Here is a 15,464-nt window from a genome sequence, read left to right as displayed (position 1 = left end):
GGGCCTGTGCAAAACCTGTGGGAGCGGGCTTGACCCGCGATTACGGTCAGGAGGACAGGTAGGACGAGCGGGTCAGCCCAAGGCGCAAGGCATCCAGGAACTGGGTACGCTCACGCGCCGTGATCTTCGCGCTGGCGCATTTGTCGCGGTAGTGGGTCATCAGCTCTTCGGGCGACAGGTGCACGTAGCGCAGCATGTCCTCGATGGTGTCGTGGGTCTCGATGCCGGCGTGGTACACGCTGCCGTTGGGGTTCTGGTAGATGTTCACCGAGTCGGTGTCACCGAACAGGTTGTGCATGTCCCCGAGGATTTCCTGGTACGCGCCCACCAGGAAGATCCCCAGCAGGTAGTCCTCGCCCTCGTTGATGGCGTGTACCGGCAGGCTGGTCTCGATGCTCTGCTCGTCGACGTACTGGTTGATCTTGCCGTCCGAGTCGCAGGTCAGGTCCTGCAGCACCGCACGTCGCAGCGGCTCTTCGCCCAGGCGATGCAGCGGCAGGATCGGCAACACCTGGCCGATGGCCCAGGTGTCGGGCAGGCTCTGGAACACCGAGAAGTTGCAGATGTACTTGTCGGCCAGCTTGTCGTTGAGTTCGTCCAGCACCTGGCGGTGCGAGCGCTGGCGCGCCTTGAGCGAGTTGTGCAACCGGCGGCACACGGCAAAGTAGCACTGCTCGGCCAGGGCCTTCTGCGCGAGGGTGATCTTGCCGTCGGCGTATTGCGCGGCCACGTCGCTCATGTAGTGGGTGGCACGCCAGTAGGTCTCGGTGACCATCTCGATGTCGGTCGGGCCCAGCAGGTCGGCCAGCCACTGCACGGTTTCGGGCAGGCTCTGCTTGTCCTCGATCTCGGGTACTTCGTCGTTGTGCTTCTCGACGTCGGTTACCTGCACCACCAGCATCGCGTGGTGCGCGGTCAGCGCGCGGCCGCTCTCGGAGAAGATGTGCGGGTGCGGCAGGCCCTGCGCGTCGCAGAACTCCTTGAGCATGCCCACCACCACGCCGGCGTAGTCGTCCATGTCGTAGTTGATCGAGCTGGCATTGCGCGAGTGGGTGCCGTCGTAGTCCACGCCCAGGCCGCCGCCCACGTCGATGTGGTCCACTGGCAGGCCCAGCGCACGCAGCTCGCCGTAGTAGCGGATGGCTTCCTTGAAGCCGTGCTGGTAGTCCGCCAGGTTGGCGATCTGCGAGCCCATGTGAAAGTGCAGCAGGCGAATACCCTGGTCCAGGCCGGCATCGCGAAAGCGCTGCACTACCGAAATCAGTTGCGCAGCCGACAGGCCGAACTTGGACTTCTCGCCGCCGGTATCGGCCCACTTGCTCGAAGCCAGCGACGACAGGCGCACGCGCAGGCCGACCTGCGGCTTGACCTTGAGGTCGGCGGCTTCCTCGATCACCAGTGCCACTTCGGATTCTTTCTCGATCACGATGAACACGTTGTGACCCAGTTTCTGCCCCATCAGCGCCAGGCGGATGAACTCGCGGTCCTTGTAGCCGTTGCAGACGATGGTGCCGCCCTTGGGCGCCAGCGCCAGCACCGCCAGCAGCTCGGGCTTGGAACCGGCCTCAAGGCCGATGGACACGTTCTGCGTGGCGATGATGTTCTCCACCACCGCTTCCTGCTGGTTGACCTTGATCGGGTACAGCGCGGTGTACTGGCTCTGGTATTCCAGGCGCGCGATGTTGGCGTCGAATGCGCCGGTCAGCTGGCGCACGCGGTGTTGCAGGATGTCGGGGAAACGTACCAGCAGCGGCAGCGACAGGCCGCTCTGGCGCAGCTCGTCGACCTGCTCGTACAGGTCGATCGGCGCACTGTCCGGCCCGTTGGGGCGTACTTCGACGCGCCCGGCCTCGTTGATCGCGAAGTAACCCGCGCCCCAATGGCGAATGCCGTAAACACTGCGGCTGTCGGCCACGGTCCATTGGCTGCCATCGTCTTTGCGTGTGCGTCGTACGGACATCGAAGTCCCCTATAAAGAAAGTCGTGAACACCGGCCAGGGCGTGCTGGCCAGTGTAGAAAATGAAGATGACGATTCTCCCTGTTCAGGCATAGACCCCTGCCCAGGGAACGAGTTTAGAAGTGCTGCAGGAAAAACCTCGCAGCGGCCATCAGCCGCCGGACTTTTTCGCCTTGAAGCCTTGCTTGATCAGCTCGGCCAGCAACAACTCGACGTGGTCGCCCTGGATCTCGATGACGCCGTCTTTCAACGCGCCGCCCGTACCACAACGCCGCTTGAGCGTGGTGGCCAGTTCCTTGAGTTGATCCAGGGGGAGCGGTACGCCACTGATGGTGGTCACCGTCTTGCCGCCACGGCCTTTGCTTTCACGACGCACACGGGCAATGCCGTCGCCTTCGGGGATGAGTGTCTGCTTGCAGATGCAGGCATCGACGGGTTTGCTGCAGTCCGGGCAATGCCGGCCTGCATCGGTGGAGAACACCAGGCCACCGAGGGCGGCGAATGATGCGGCTTTCTTGGCCACTTTTGATCCTCTGCGTTGAGGACAAAAACTGGTCGATGCCCCGGGGCGAGGTACCGACCGCGAAGCCCCACTCTGGCAGGGGCAGCGCACCTGCCGCGGCAAGCCGTGGCAGGGTGAAAAGGCCGCGCAGTGTAACCACAATTGCGCCGAATGCTAAGTGCAAAACTGCGCCATTTTGCTTGGCTTTCGCGACGTCAGCCGCGCCGCGCCACGAAACGGTTCAGCGCCGCCAGCGAGTCGGGGCAGTAGGGGGTGCTCAGGCTGTCGTCCAGGGCTGCCTGCAAGGGCATGAAGCGGGCCTGGCTGACCTCCTCGGGCTGCAGGCGCAAAGGCCCGTCCCAGACCGCCGAGAACACCGCGCACCAGAGCCGGTTGCCAGGCTGGTCGAAGAAGAAGCGCTCGTGGAAGCTCAGCGACACGCCGCTCACCCCCAGCTCCTCGGCCAGCTCGCGCGCGGCGCAGCGCTCGTAGCTTTCGTGCTCGTCGACCATGCCGCCGGCGGCCACATCCCAGTAGCCGGGGTAGATCGCCTTGCTCAGGGTACGCTGGTGCACGCACAGCTCGCCGGCACTGTTGAACAGCAGGATGTAGGTGCCCCGCCCGATCAGCCCCTGCTCGCGCAGCTCGGCCCGCGGCTTGGCGCCGAGCAGGTTGTCCTGCTCGTCGACCCAGGCGATGCGCTCGGCATCCGAGGCGGCGCGGTGCGCCGCCTCGCTCTGGCTGAACAGCATCAGCCCTGAGACAGCAGCTGGCGCAGGTCGATCACTGCGGCGTTGGCGCGGGAAATGTAGTTGGCCATCACCAGCGAGTGGTTGGCCCACATGCCGAAGCCGCTGCCGTTGAGTACCATCGGGCTCCACAGCGGCTCCTGCGAGGCTTCCAGCTCACGGATGATCTGGCGCACGCTGACGGTGGCGTTCTTCTTGGCCAGCACGTCGGCGAAGTCGACCTCGATGGCGCGCAGCAGGTGCGACAGCGCCCAGGCCTGGCCACGGGCTTCATAGAACACGTTGTCGATCTGCAGCCACGGCGTCTCGACCACTTCCTCGTCCAGCTGCGGCACCTGGCCCGGCACCACCGATTCGGTCTTGAGGGTGGTGTTGAGCTTGACTCGGCCCACGCTGGCCGACAGGCGCTGGGACAGCGAGCCCAGGCGCGTGGCCACGTCGCCCAGCCAGTTGTTGAGGTTGTCGGCACGGGTGTAGAACAGCGCGCCCTGCTGGTCTGGCGAAGCCAGACGCTTCTGGTAGCGGTTCAGCGAATTGATGCCTTCCTGGTACTCCGACTCGCTCGACGGCAGGATCCAGCTCTTGTTGTCGAAGTTGAAGCGCGGCTCGGCCTTGGCAAGGTCGGCGTCTTCGGCCGACTGCGACTGCGAACGGGCGAAGTCCTTGCGCAGGGCACGGCTGAGGTCACGTACCTGCACCAGCACGCCATATTCCCAGCTGGGCATGTTGTCCATCCACAGGCCCGGCGGGAAGCGGTCGTTGGAGATGTAGCCGCCTGGCTTGTCGAGCAGGGTGGCAACCACGGTCTTGAGGGTTTCGACAGTGGTGTAGCCGACGACCATCTGCTGGCCGTTGCGCTCGGCGGCGGCCTGGGCGTTCTGCTGCACCGGGAACAGGTCGGGCTCCTGGCTCCAGTACCAGCCCAGGGCGATGGTCACCAGCAGGTACAGACCGATCAGGGTGCCCAGCGCCCGGCTGAACAACAGCCCGCCGAAGTAGCTGCGGGTGCCCGAGCCACGGGCGTCCACCCGCTCGCGTGCCTCGGCTTTGCCTGTACGGTTTTTCCAGTCCAGCATGGCGTTGTCCTTTCTGTCAGGTCGTGTCCAGGGTTCGACCGCGCGGCCCCCGCTTCGTGCCCACGCCGGCCAGCATTGTGTGCCAGCGTGCGCGGCCGGGGCGCCAGCCAAGCCTGCACTATAAATCAAGCGCGCCGCTTCGCATAAGTGACTAACGGGTCAGGAAAGGAATTTAGCGCCACCCCAGTTAATTGATGCAGCACACTCGATTGCCGGAAAAGTGGTGCTAGCATAGAGCCATCACTCGAATTGCCTCACCCCTTACAAGTAGTCAGGACATGACCGAGCCAGAAGACCCGAATCGTGCGCGCCTCAAGCAACACTTTGCCCAGCGGGTCATTCACCAGGCCCGGCAAATTCTCGAGATCTGGCAGCGCCTGCAGCGCAGCGAGTGGACCAGCTGCGACCTGAGCGAGCTGGGCGAGGCCAACCTGCGCCTGCAGCGCTACGCCGAACGCTTCGAGCAGCCCGAGCACAGCCTGCTGGCCGATGCCATCGGCCAGACCCTGGCGGCGGTGGAGGCCAACAGCGCGCGCCTGAGCAGCAGCCTGATCAACGAACTCAACCGCCTGATGCAGCGCCTGTCGCGTACCGGCCTGCGCCAGGGCGACCAGCTCGAGCGCACCCCGCTGCCGCCGCTGCGCAAGCCCATCTACGTGATGCTGCAGGACCACGAGCGCGCCGAGCGCCTGGCCAAGCAGCTGGAGTTCTTCGGCCTGGGGGTCGAACCGCTGTACAGCCCCGAGGCGTTCCAGGCCTCGATGGCCGAGCGCCTGCCGGCGGCGATCGTCATGGATGTCGACTTCGGCGGCCAGGGCCAGGGCCTGCAGCTGGCCGCCCAGGCCCAGCAGGGCCTGGAGCAGCGCGTACCGCTGCTGTTCTTCAGCCTGCACGAAACCGACACCCCCACCCGGCTTGCCGCGGTGCGCGCCGGCGGCCAGGAATTTCTCACCGGTACCCTGGAGGCCTCCAGCCTGCTGGAAAAGGTCGAGCTGCTCACCAGCGTCACCCAGTACGAACCGTTCAAGGTGCTGGTGATCGACGACTCGCGGGCCCAGGCACTGCACACCGAGCGCCTGCTCAACAATGCCGGCATCGTCACCCGCACCCTCACCGATCCGATCCAGACCATGGCCGAGCTGGCCGACTTTCAGCCCGACCTGATCATCCTCGACATGTACATGCCCGCCTGCACCGGCACCGAGCTGGCCAAGGTGATCCGCCACAACGACCGCTATGTGAGCGTGCCGATCATCTACCTGTCGGCCGAGGACGACCTGGACAAGCAGCTCGATGCCATGAGCGAGGGTGGCGACGACTTCCTCACCAAGCCGATCCGTTCGCGCCACCTGATCACCACCGTGCGCAACCGTGCGGCCAGGGCGCGCAACCTCAAGGCGCGCATGGTGCGCGACAGCCTCACCGGGCTGTACAACCACACGCACATCCTGCAACTGCTCGAAGACTGCAGCTTCCGGGCGCGGCGCGAAGACCGCCCGCTGAGCTTTGCCATGCTCGACATCGACCACTTCAAGAAGGTCAACGACAGCCACGGCCACCCCATGGGCGACCGGGTGATCAAGAGCCTGGCGCTGTTTCTCAAGCAGCGCCTGCGCAAGACCGACTTCATCGGCCGTTATGGCGGCGAAGAGTTCGCCATCGTGATGCCCAACACCGACCTGCACGCGGCGCACAAGGTGCTGGACGAGATTCGCCGGCGCTTTGCCGAGATCCACTACCCGGCGCAGCCGCGTGACCTGTCGTGCACCTTCAGTGCCGGGGTGGTGCAACTGAGCGACGGGCTGGATGCGCTGAGCATGGCCACCGCAGCGGACGAGGCGCTGTACCTGGCCAAGGGTGCGGGGCGCAACTGCGTACAGCGGGTCGAGGCCTGAGCCTTTTCGCCAGCAACCCGGCCCCTGTAGGAGCCGGCGTTGCCGGCGAAAGGGCCACCATATAGCCACTTTATTTCGCAACACCCCTGCCATCGTCATAACCACGTCATAAAAACGCAATAACTTCAGGCACTTGCCATCCCGCCGTTGGTAGAGCCCGCTCATGCGCCTGAAGTTGCTGACCAATCTGAACACCCTGCTGCTGGTAACCGTGTGCCTGGCCCTGGGGGCGACCCTGTGGTGGTCGCAACGTGCCCTGGAACAGCCCTACCTGTTGATGGAGCGTTACCTGGCGCTGTCCCAGCAGTTCCAGAACCAGGTGGCCCGCAACACCCAGGATTACCTGAACAGTGGCGATGCCCTGCGCCACGCCACTGCCCTGCAGAGCACCCAGGACCTGCAACAGGAACTGGCCCAGCTGCCCGATGAGCTGGCCGCGCAACTGCGCCCCAGCCTCGACACCCTGCAGGCATTTACCGCCAATGAGCTGCTGGCCGCCGGCAAGCTCGCTGGCGACCCCCAGGCCCTGTTGCTGCAGGCCGAACGCGAACTGGGCGCCAACCTCGAACAGCTCGCCCGCTACGCCCACGACAGCGGCCACCCCGAGGCGGCGCACTACCAGTCGGCACTGCTGGAAGCCAGCCTGCACCTGGGCCGCCTGTCGCTGGCGCGTGACAAGCTGGTGAGCAGCGGGCGCAGCGAGCTGGCCGACGAGGTGGAGCGCGAACTGCAACTGATCATCACCCAGGCCAAAGCCCTCGACGCCCTGCCATTGCTGGGCGTGACCGCGGCGGTGGAATCCGGCGCCGACGACTTCGCCGCGATGATGGGCCTGCAGAGCGAGGCCACCACCAGCGCCGAAGACGTCGGCGTGGCCCTCAAGCGCGAGCTGGGCAGTTTGCTGGCGCGCTACCCGGCAGAACTGCAGCGCACCCGCGCGCAGATCGAGCGCCGTACCGAACTGGCCACCACCACCCAGGCGCGCATGGCCGCCGTGCAGCAGGCCATCGCCGACCTGGAACCGGGGGTGCGCGCGCAGCACGGGCAGATCCAGGGCGAAGTGCGGGTGATCCAGGGCCTGATGATCGGGTTGATCCTGCTGATCGCCCTGCTCATCGACACCTTGCAGCGGCGCCTGGCGCGGGTGCTGGGCAACCTGGCGCCGGCGCTCTCGCAGTGGGCCGGCGGCGACTTCAGCCAGGCCATTGCGCTGGGGCGCAGCAACCGCGAAATGCACGACATCCAGGACTCGCTCAACCGCCTGCGTGCCTACCTGGTAGACCTGGTGGGCACCATCCGCAGCAACGCCGAGCAGGTGGCCGGTAGCAGCCACGCCCTGGCCGGCATGAGCAGCGCGCTGCACGACGGCGCCGAGCGCCAGGCCGGCGACACCGCGCAGATCCGCGATGCGCTGGGCGAACTGGAGGCCACCATCACCCAGGTGGCCGGCGATGCCAGCCAGGCCGCCGACGCCAGCCGCCACGCGGGGCTGGCGGTGGAACAGGGCCAGGCGGTGATCGGCCAGAGCCTGAGCGGGCTGCGCCTGCTGGTGGACGAGGTACAGGGCAATGCACAGATGATCGAGGGCCTGGCCCAGGAGTCGGCGACCATTGGCGGCGTGCTCACGGTGATCCGCTCGATTGCCGAACAGACCAACCTGCTGGCCCTGAATGCGGCCATCGAGGCGGCAAGGGCCGGCGAGATGGGCCGCGGCTTTGCCGTGGTGGCCGAGGAGGTGCGTTCGCTGGCCCAGCGCACCACCGGAGCCACCGGCGAAATCCAGACCCTGATCGCGCGCCTGCAGCAGGCGGCACGCGAATCGGTGGAAGGCATGCGCGCGCAACTGGAGCACGCCGAGGCCACTGCCCAGCAGGCGCAGTCGGCCGATGGAGCGCTGGACGAGATTGTCGCGGCGATCCAGACCATTGCGCAGACCGCCGTACGCATCGCCGACGTGACCGCGCAGCAGAGCGGTGCGGTGAGCGAGATTCGCGACCATAGCGAACGGATCCACGAACTGGGCGCGGACAACCTGGAGCGCATTGGCGAGGGGCGCGAGCAGGGTGAGCATCTGCTGCGCCTGGGCGGGGAGCTGAACACCGCCGTGCAGGCGTTCCGGGTCTGATCCAGGGGACTCTCGCGGGTCAAGCCCGCTCCCACAGGTATGCATCCTAGTTGAGCCAGATGCATTGTCTGTGGGAGCGGGCTTGACCCGCGATGGGTTCAACTCGATTGCTCCTGCTCAAACTCCGTTATCATTGCCCCCACGTTCCCCCCAGCGAGACCGCTCATGCGTCGCCTGCTTTGCCTCCTGCTTCTGGTCCTGGCCCTGCCCGCCATGGGCGCCGGGCTGCTCGACAACCGCCCCAGCGCCACCCTCGGCGCACCGGGCCTGAACAACAGCGCCGACTTCCTGCCCGTGCGCGAAGCCTTCAAGCTCAACCTGATCCAGGGCGACGCCCAGGCCATCAAGCTGCGCTTCGTCACCACCGAGGGCTACTACCTCTATCGCCACCGCTTCCAGTTCCGTACCGAACCTGCCGACATCGCCCTGGGCACCGCGCAGCTACCTGCCGGCGAGGCCAAGCACGACGAGTACTTCGGCGACGTCGAGGTGTACCACGGCATCCTCGACATCGACCTGCCACGCACTGCCGACCAGCGCCCCTTCACCCTGGTGGTGAGCTATCAGGGCTGCGCCGACAAGGGCCTGTGCTACCCGCCAGAAACCGAGCGCCTGAGCATCGACGGCGTCGGCGCCGCGTCCACCGCCGCCGCCCCGGCCAGCAGCAATGCCTGGAGCTGGAAGGAAATGCTGCTGTTCTTTCTTGCCGGCGTCGGCCTGACTTTCACCCCCTGCGTGCTGCCGATGCTGCCGATCCTTTCCGGGGTGGTGCTGCGTGGCCAGGTCGGTGGCGGTCGCGGCCTGGCGCTGTCGCTGGCCTACGTGCTGCCGATGGCCGCCTGCTTCGCCCTGCTCGGCGCGCTGATGGGCCTGTTCGGTGCCCAGCTCAATTTGCAGGCACGCCTGCAATCGGCCTGGGTGCTGGTGCCCTTCGCGGCATTCTTCGTGGTATTCGCCCTGGCCATGTTCGGCCTGTTCGAACTGAAGCTGCCGCAGTTCATCAGCAGCCGCCTGGACCGCGTAGCCGGGCAGACCAAGGGCGGCTCGCTGCTGGGCGCCGCCGTACTCGGGGTGGTTTCCAGCCTGCTGGTCTCGCCCTGCGTGTCGGCGCCACTGGCCGGTGCGCTGCTATATATAAGCGCCAGCGGCGATGCCATCGGCGGGGCGCTGAAACTCTTCGCCCTGGGCCTGGGCATGGGCGCGCCGCTGCTGCTGGTGGCCACCGGCGGTGCGGCCTGGCTGCCCAAAAGCGGGCCGTGGCTGGTCACGGTGAAGAACGCCATCGGCGTGCTGCTGCTGGGCCTGGCCATCGGCCTGCTCAGCCGCGTGCTGCCCGGCCCGCTCACCTTGCTGCTGATCGGCCTGCTTGCAGCCGGCGTGGCGCTGTTCCTCGGCGCCCTGGAATTCGGCGTGAAGACCACCGGCCAGCGCCTGGCGCAGCTGCTCGGCCTGTTGCTGCTGGCCTACGCGCTGGCCTGCTGGTACGGCGCCTTCAGTGGCCAGGCCGACCCGCTGCGGCCACTCCCCGCCCCCGCCAGCACCCCCTCGGCCGCACCGGTCAGCGCCTGGCAGACGGTGAACACCCCCGCCGCCCTGGATGGCCTGCTGGCCGAAGCCAGGGCGGCCGGGCAACCGCTGCTGCTGGACTGGTACGCCGACTGGTGCATCAGTTGCAAGGTGATCGAGCATGACGTGCTCGGCGATCCGGCCGTGCAGGCGCAACTGCAGGGCTACAGCCTGGTACGGTTCGACATCACCGAAAGCAACACCGAGCAACGCGCGCTGCTGGACCGCTACCAGCTGTTCGGCCCGCCGGGCTTCCTGGTGTTTGCCGCGAACGGCAGCGAAAAAACCGACAGCAGGGTGATAGGCGAGGTAAAAGCCGGCGAATTTGCCGAGCACCTGGCGCGCATTCGCAGCGAAGTGGGTCTATAACTGCTGGGGCCGCTTGAAAAGCGCCACGGATGACCGAAATTGGCAAGATAGTCATAAATTTCGCGCGAATCTCGGTCATCGTGCTGGCTATTGCAGGTAACTGGACAGTGCTCGGCAGTTTGCGGCATAGTCGCCGCGCTACGTTTTTGCCCGACAATAAAAGGAACCGCAGATGGCAACGCTACTGGTGCTGCATGGCCCCAACCTGAACCTGCTAGGCACCCGCGAACCGGGCGTCTACGGGGCCGTGACCCTGGCCCAGATCAACCAGGACCTGGAGCAGCGTGCACGCGCCGCCGGCCACCATCTGCAATACCTGCAAAGCAATGCCGAGTACGAACTGATCGATCGCATCCACGCCGCACGCAACGAAGGGGTGGACTTCATCCTGATCAATCCGGCGGCTTTCACGCACACAAGCGTCGCATTACGTGACGCATTGCTGGCGGTGAGCATCCCATTCATCGAAGTGCATCTGTCCAACGTGCACAAGCGCGAGCCGTTTCGCCACCACTCCTACTTTTCAGACGTCGCCGTAGGGGTGATCTGCGGCCTGGGCGCCACCGGCTATCGCCTGGCCCTGGAGTCCGCCCTGGAACACCTGGCAGCGCACGCCAAACCCTGAATAACCGAAGCCTGGCCGCAGGCCGGGCGGTGTACGAACGTTAACATTCACGTTTATACGACCCTGACCGACCCTTGGGAGTTGATGATTAATGGATATCCGTAAAGTCAAGAAACTGATCGAACTGCTGGAAGAGTCTGGCATCGACGAGCTGGAGATCAAGGAAGGCGAAGAGTCCGTCCGTATCAGCCGCCACAGCAAGACCCCGGCCCAGCAGTACTACGCGCCAGCCCCGATGGCTGCCGCACCGGCCGCCGCCCCTGTGGCCGCCGCTGCCCCGGCTGCCGCCGAAGCGCCAGCCGCGCCGAAGCTCAACGGCACCGTGGCCCGCTCGCCAATGGTCGGTACCTTCTACCGCAAAGCCTCGCCTACCTCGCCTGCCTTCGTCGAAGTCGGCCAGACCGTGAAGAAAGGCGACACCCTGTGCATCGTCGAAGCCATGAAAATGATGAACCACATCGAAGCTGAAACCAGCGGTGTGATCGAATCCATTCTGGTAGAAGACGGCCAGCCGGTTGAGTACGACCAGCCGCTGTTCACCATCGTTTGAACCGCGGAGAACCAACGATGCCAGCCAAGTTGGAAAAAGTCCTGATCGCCAACCGCGGGGAAATTGCCCTGCGGATCCTGCGCGCCTGCAAAGAGATGGGCATCAAGACCGTCGCCGTGCACTCCACCGCCGACCGCGAGCTGATGCACCTGGGCCTGGCCGACGAATCGGTATGCATTGGCCCGGCTTCGGCCACCCACTCCTACCTGCACATCCCGGCGATCATCGCAGCCGCTGAAGTGACCGGCGCCACCGCCATTCACCCAGGCTACGGTTTCCTCGCGGAAAACGCCGATTTCGCCGAGCAGGTCGAGAACTCCGGCTTCGCCTTCATCGGCCCCAAGGCCGACACCATCCGCCTGATGGGCGACAAGGTGTCGGCCAAGGACGCGATGATCAAGGCCGGCGTACCGACCGTTCCGGGTTCCGACGGCCCGCTGCCGGAAGACGAGGAAGAAGCCCTGCGCATCGGCCGTGAAGTCGGCTACCCGGTGATCATCAAGGCCGCCGGTGGCGGTGGTGGTCGCGGCATGCGCGTGGTGCACAAGGAAGAGGACCTGATCGCCTCGGCCAAGCTGACCCGCAGCGAAGCCGGCGCCGCCTTCGGCAACCCGATGGTGTACCTGGAGAAGTTCCTGACCAACCCGCGTCACGTGGAAGTCCAGGTACTGTCCGACGGCCAGGGCAACGCCGTGCACCTGGGTGACCGCGACTGCTCGCTGCAGCGCCGCCACCAGAAGGTGCTGGAAGAAGCGCCAGCCCCGGGCATCGACGAAAAGGCCCGCCAGGAAGTCTTCGCCCGCTGCGTCAAGGCGTGCATCGACATCGGCTACCGTGGTGCCGGCACCTTCGAGTTCCTCTACGAGAACGGCGCGTTCTACTTCATCGAAATGAACACCCGTGTTCAGGTGGAGCACCCGGTTTCGGAGATGGTCACCGGTATCGACATCGTCAAGGAGATGCTCAGCATCGCCGCTGGCAACAAGCTGTCGTTCACCCAGGATGACGTGGTGATTCGCGGTCACTCGCTGGAGTGCCGGATCAACGCCGAAGACCCGAAGAAGTTCATTCCAAGCCCGGGTACCGTCAAGCATTTCCACGCACCGGGCGGCAACGGCGTTCGCGTCGACTCGCACCTGTACAGTGGCTATGCGGTACCGCCGAACTACGACTCGCTGATCGGCAAGCTGATCACATACGGCAAGGACCGTGACGAAGCCATGGCGCGCATGCGCAATGCGCTGGACGAGATCGTCGTCGACGGCATCAAGACCAACATCCCGCTGCACCGCGAACTGGTGCGCGATGAAGGTTTCTGCAAAGGTGGCGTGAACATTCACTACCTGGAACACAAGCTCGCCAACGACGAGTGATGCAGGTGTGATGTGAAAAAGACCCCGGCCTGGTGCCGGGGTCTTTTTTTTGGACTGCGGTACGCCCATCGCGGGTCAAGCCCGCTCCCACAGGAACGCCATTGATCTCAGGATCACCGCTGTACCGGTGGGAGCGGGCTTGACCCGCGATGAATGCGCCGCCTAATGCTGCCCCATGCGCGGCATCTCGATGCCATGCGCATGCACCCGCCGGTACAAGGTGGCCCGCGAAATACCCAGCGCCTTGGCCGCCTCCCCCGGTTTCCAGCGATGGCGTACCAGCGCCTCCAGCAGCACCTGGCGCTGCGGGCTCATGCTGGCCTGCACCTCGCCCTGCACCTGCGCCCCGCGCACATCCGCCGGCAGGTCCTGCAACTGCAGCGTGCCACCGGCGCACACCGCGCAGGCGTAACGCAGCACCTGGCGCAACTGGCGCAGGTTACCCGGCCAGCGATACCCCAGCAGGCACTCCAGCGCTGCCTCGCTCAAGCCCACGTCCACCCCGCAACCGGCCGCCTCCTCGGCCAGCAAGCGGTTGATCAAGGCCAGCCGGTCACTGCGCTCGCGCAGCGGCGGCAGCTCGAAGCGCGCATTGGCCAGGCGAAAGTACAGGTCTTCGCGAAAGCGCCCGTCGGCCACCCGCGCCGCCAGGTCGCGGTGCGTGGCGCAGATCACCTGGATATCCACACGCTCGCGCCTGGCCGCACCCAGCGGCGCCACCTCGCCTTCGGCCAGCACCCGCAGCAGGCGGGTCTGCAAGGCCAGCGGCATGTCGCCGATCTCGTCGAGAAACAGCGTGCCGCCATCGGCCTGCTGCAGCAGCCCGCGCATGCCCTTGCTGGAAGCCCCGGTAAACGCCCCGGCCACATAGCCGAACAGCTCGCTCTCGATCAGGCTCTCGGGAATCGCCGCGCAGTTGAGCGCCACGAACGGCTTGCCGGCCCGCGCGCTGCGTTCATGCAACTGACGCGCGAACACCTCCTTGCCCGCACCGGTCTCACCCACCACCAGCACCGCCAGGTTGCAGTTCTTGACCCGCACCGCCAGGCGCAGGCTTTCCTCCACCCGTGCATCCACCCCGCCCGGCACCGGCACCGGTACCGGCACCACCCGCGCCGGACGCTGTGGCGAGCTGACCCGCACATGCAGCGCATCGCCATCGGCGCGCCAGCTCAGGCGCTGGGCCGACTCGTCGGTCACCGCGCGCAACTGGTCCAGGTCGAACAGCTGGCCGATATGCGCCGGCAGCTCGCCGTAGCGCGAGAGCAATGCCGAGCGCGCCAGGCTGTTGAGCGCCTGCAGGCGTCCGTCGGCATCCCAGGCCAGCAGAAAGTCCGGCTGGCTGTCCACATACCCCGGCGCGCTGTGCGCCCGCAGCACCCAATGCGCCTGGGCGTTGTGCATGAAAAACGCGTTCTCGATCTCCCGCGCGGTCTGCACCACCAGTTGGCGGATCAGGTGCTGGCTGCGCCGGTCGTCCGGCGACTGCAGCGCCGACACGTCGACCACCCCCAGCAGCTTGCCCTGCGGGTCGAACACCGGCGCCGCCGAGCAGGTCAGGCCGATGAACGCGGCGCGAAAGTGATCGCGCTTGTGCACCGTGACCGGCACCTGGCTGGTCAGTACCGCCGCCACCCCGCAGGTGCCCTCCTCGCCTTCCGACCAGCAGGTGCCCAGGTACAGGCCCGCCTTGCGGCAGTCGTTGCGCAGCGCGGCGTCGACGCGGTAGTCGATGGTGCGGCCCTGCGCGTCGGTCAGCAGCACGCAGTAGTCGGCACCGCGCACCCGCTCGTGCAGGCGCGCCACCGCATCGCTGGCAATGCGCATGAACAGCTCGGCGCGTTCGCGGCATTCGTTGAGCAGGGTTTGCGACAGGATGCGCGGCCCTTGCTGCGAGGAAGGGTCGAGGCGGTGCTGCTCCATCGAGCGGCGCCAGGAGTCGAGGATCAACGGCGGTACCGGCGCCTGGGGCTGGCGGTCGGCATTCTTGAGCACACGGCTGACACAGTCGACGTGGGCTCTGGAGTTCGCGGCAAGCATGGGGCCTCCGGTTCTCGTGTTCTTGTCGTTATGCGGCCCATTAAGCGCCGTTTGCCAGGCCCCGACAAGCACCGCCTAGGCAAGCGGCGCCGTGAGACGCAGCGTCTCGGCGTCTCGCCGCGGCGCTGCCCGCACTGCAACGCAGCGTCTTGCCGACACCCCGCGAGTACGCCCCTGGAATGCTGCACAAAGGCTCTGGGTCAAGCCTTTCACCCAACCTGGCACCACCCTTGCTCCAGCCCTGGTACACAAGAACCAGAGGTGCGCCATGAGCCATCCCGCCCCCACCGTGGGCATCATCGTCAACCCGGCCTCGGGCCGCGACCTGCGCAGGCTTACCGCCAGCGCCGGCCTGTACTCCAGCACCGACAAGGCCTCGGCCGTGCAACGCCTGCTGGCCGCCTTCGCCGCCACCGGCATCCGGCGCGTGCTGCTGCCGCCGGACATGACCGGCATCGCCGCCGCCGTGCTCAAGGCCAGCAACGGCCCGCAGGCCGCCGGCCAGCGCTGGCCGCAACTGGACATCCTCGACATGCCGCTGCGCCAGACCGTGGAGGACACCCGCCTGGCCGCGCGCCAGATGCTCGCCCGCGGGGTCGCACTGATCGCCGTGCTCGGCGGCGACGGCACCCACAA

12 protein-coding genes are annotated in these 15,464 nt (G+C 66.2%); 7 read left to right on the top strand and 5 right to left on the bottom strand.

Annotated elements, in window-relative coordinates:
• Nucleotides 1–46 precede the first annotated feature (46 nt).
• The 4 genes from speA to B4I46_RS16550 form a co-directional block, all read right to left on the bottom strand.
• Nucleotides 47–1,960, bottom strand: coding sequence for an arginine decarboxylase (speA, locus tag B4I46_RS16565; RefSeq protein ID WP_043860454.1), 1,914 nt, complete (start codon nt 1,958–1,960; stop codon nt 47–49).
• 149 nt (nt 1,961–2,109) lie between these two features.
• On the bottom strand, nt 2,110–2,481 hold the full coding sequence (locus tag B4I46_RS16560) for a translation initiation factor Sui1 (protein ID WP_043860455.1): 372 nt from the start codon (nt 2,479–2,481) through the stop codon (nt 2,110–2,112).
• 194 nt (nt 2,482–2,675) lie between these two features.
• Nucleotides 2,676–3,212 carry an NUDIX hydrolase gene (locus tag B4I46_RS16555; RefSeq protein ID WP_043860456.1) on the bottom strand — a complete coding sequence of 179 codons (537 nt, stop codon included), beginning with the start codon at nt 3,210–3,212 and terminating at the stop codon, nt 2,676–2,678.
• Nucleotides 3,212–4,285, bottom strand: a complete 1,074-nt coding sequence (locus B4I46_RS16550; protein ID WP_043860457.1) for a DUF2333 family protein — start codon at nt 4,283–4,285, stop codon at nt 3,212–3,214. The genes B4I46_RS16555 and B4I46_RS16550 overlap by 1 nt, the downstream gene beginning before the upstream one ends.
• Before the next feature lie 278 nt (nt 4,286–4,563).
• Between B4I46_RS16550 and B4I46_RS16545 the strand changes: the two genes are divergently transcribed.
• The 6 genes from B4I46_RS16545 to accC all read left to right on the top strand — a co-directional run bounded on the left by B4I46_RS16545 (nt 4,564) and on the right by accC (nt 12,788).
• Entirely contained in the window at nt 4,564–6,180 is a 1,617-nt protein-coding gene (locus B4I46_RS16545) for a response regulator (RefSeq protein ID WP_043860458.1), read from the top strand.
• A gap of 163 nt (nt 6,181–6,343) precedes the next feature.
• Nucleotides 6,344–8,305, top strand: a complete 1,962-nt coding sequence (locus B4I46_RS16540; RefSeq protein WP_054916139.1) for a methyl-accepting chemotaxis protein — start codon at nt 6,344–6,346, stop codon at nt 8,303–8,305.
• A 165-nt stretch (nt 8,306–8,470) separates the two neighbouring features.
• A complete protein-coding gene (locus B4I46_RS16535) occupies nt 8,471–10,240 on the top strand; it encodes a protein-disulfide reductase DsbD (protein WP_286901013.1) in 1,770 nt (589 codons plus the stop codon).
• A 172-nt stretch (nt 10,241–10,412) separates the two neighbouring features.
• Complete coding sequence (gene aroQ, locus B4I46_RS16530) at nt 10,413–10,865, top strand: type II 3-dehydroquinate dehydratase (RefSeq protein ID WP_043860461.1); 453 nt, start codon at nt 10,413–10,415, stop codon at nt 10,863–10,865.
• Between the two features lie 91 nt (nt 10,866–10,956).
• A complete protein-coding gene (gene accB / locus B4I46_RS16525; protein ID WP_043860462.1) occupies nt 10,957–11,415 on the top strand; it encodes an acetyl-CoA carboxylase biotin carboxyl carrier protein in 459 nt (152 codons plus the stop codon).
• Between the two features lie 17 nt (nt 11,416–11,432).
• Nucleotides 11,433–12,788: an acetyl-CoA carboxylase biotin carboxylase subunit gene (gene accC, locus B4I46_RS16520; protein ID WP_043860463.1), complete on the top strand. Its 1,356-nt coding sequence runs from the start codon at nt 11,433–11,435 to the stop codon at nt 12,786–12,788.
• A 162-nt stretch (nt 12,789–12,950) separates the two neighbouring features.
• On the opposite strand, the gene B4I46_RS16515 is transcribed toward accC, so the two are convergent.
• A complete protein-coding gene (locus tag B4I46_RS16515) occupies nt 12,951–14,828 on the bottom strand; it encodes a sigma-54-dependent Fis family transcriptional regulator (RefSeq protein WP_286901011.1) in 1,878 nt (625 codons plus the stop codon).
• 268 nt (nt 14,829–15,096) lie between these two features.
• On the opposite strand from B4I46_RS16515, the gene B4I46_RS16510 reads away from it, so the two are divergent.
• Nucleotides 15,097–15,464, top strand: a 368-nt coding sequence (locus B4I46_RS16510) for an NAD(+)/NADH kinase (RefSeq protein ID WP_286901009.1), incomplete at its 3' end; no start/stop codon positions are given.

The sequence above is a fragment of the Pseudomonas sp. UBA7500 genome (genome assembly GCF_002478435.1).
In the GTDB taxonomy this organism is placed as follows: Bacteria; Pseudomonadota; Gammaproteobacteria; order Pseudomonadales; family Pseudomonadaceae; genus Aquipseudomonas; species Aquipseudomonas palmensis.
This window is presented reverse-complemented; position numbering and strand designations above follow the sequence as displayed.

Bases quoted from the DNA above. Each gene is read 5' to 3' on its own strand.
- B4I46_RS16555 (WP_043860456.1), bottom strand. From the start codon at position 3,212: ATGCTGTTCAGCCAGAGCGAGGCGGCGCACCGCGCCGCCTCGGATGCC.
- B4I46_RS16540 (WP_054916139.1), top strand. From the start codon at position 6,344: ATGCGCCTGAAGTTGCTGACCAATCTGAACACCCTGCTGCTGGTAACC.
- B4I46_RS16535 (WP_286901013.1), top strand. From the start codon at position 8,471: ATGCGTCGCCTGCTTTGCCTCCTGCTTCTGGTCCTGGCCCTGCCCGCC.
- accC (WP_043860463.1), top strand. From the start codon at position 11,433: ATGCCAGCCAAGTTGGAAAAAGTCCTGATCGCCAACCGCGGGGAAATT.
- B4I46_RS16515 (WP_286901011.1), bottom strand. From the start codon at position 14,828: ATGCTTGCCGCGAACTCCAGAGCCCACGTCGACTGTGTCAGCCGTGTG.
- B4I46_RS16545 (WP_043860458.1), top strand. From the start codon at position 4,564: ATGACCGAGCCAGAAGACCCGAATCGTGCGCGCCTCAAGCAACACTTT.
- speA (WP_043860454.1), bottom strand. From the start codon at position 1,960: ATGTCCGTACGACGCACACGCAAAGACGATGGCAGCCAATGGACCGTG.
- B4I46_RS16550 (WP_043860457.1), bottom strand. From the start codon at position 4,285: ATGCTGGACTGGAAAAACCGTACAGGCAAAGCCGAGGCACGCGAGCGG.
- aroQ (WP_043860461.1), top strand. From the start codon at position 10,413: ATGGCAACGCTACTGGTGCTGCATGGCCCCAACCTGAACCTGCTAGGC.
- accB (WP_043860462.1), top strand. From the start codon at position 10,957: ATGGATATCCGTAAAGTCAAGAAACTGATCGAACTGCTGGAAGAGTCT.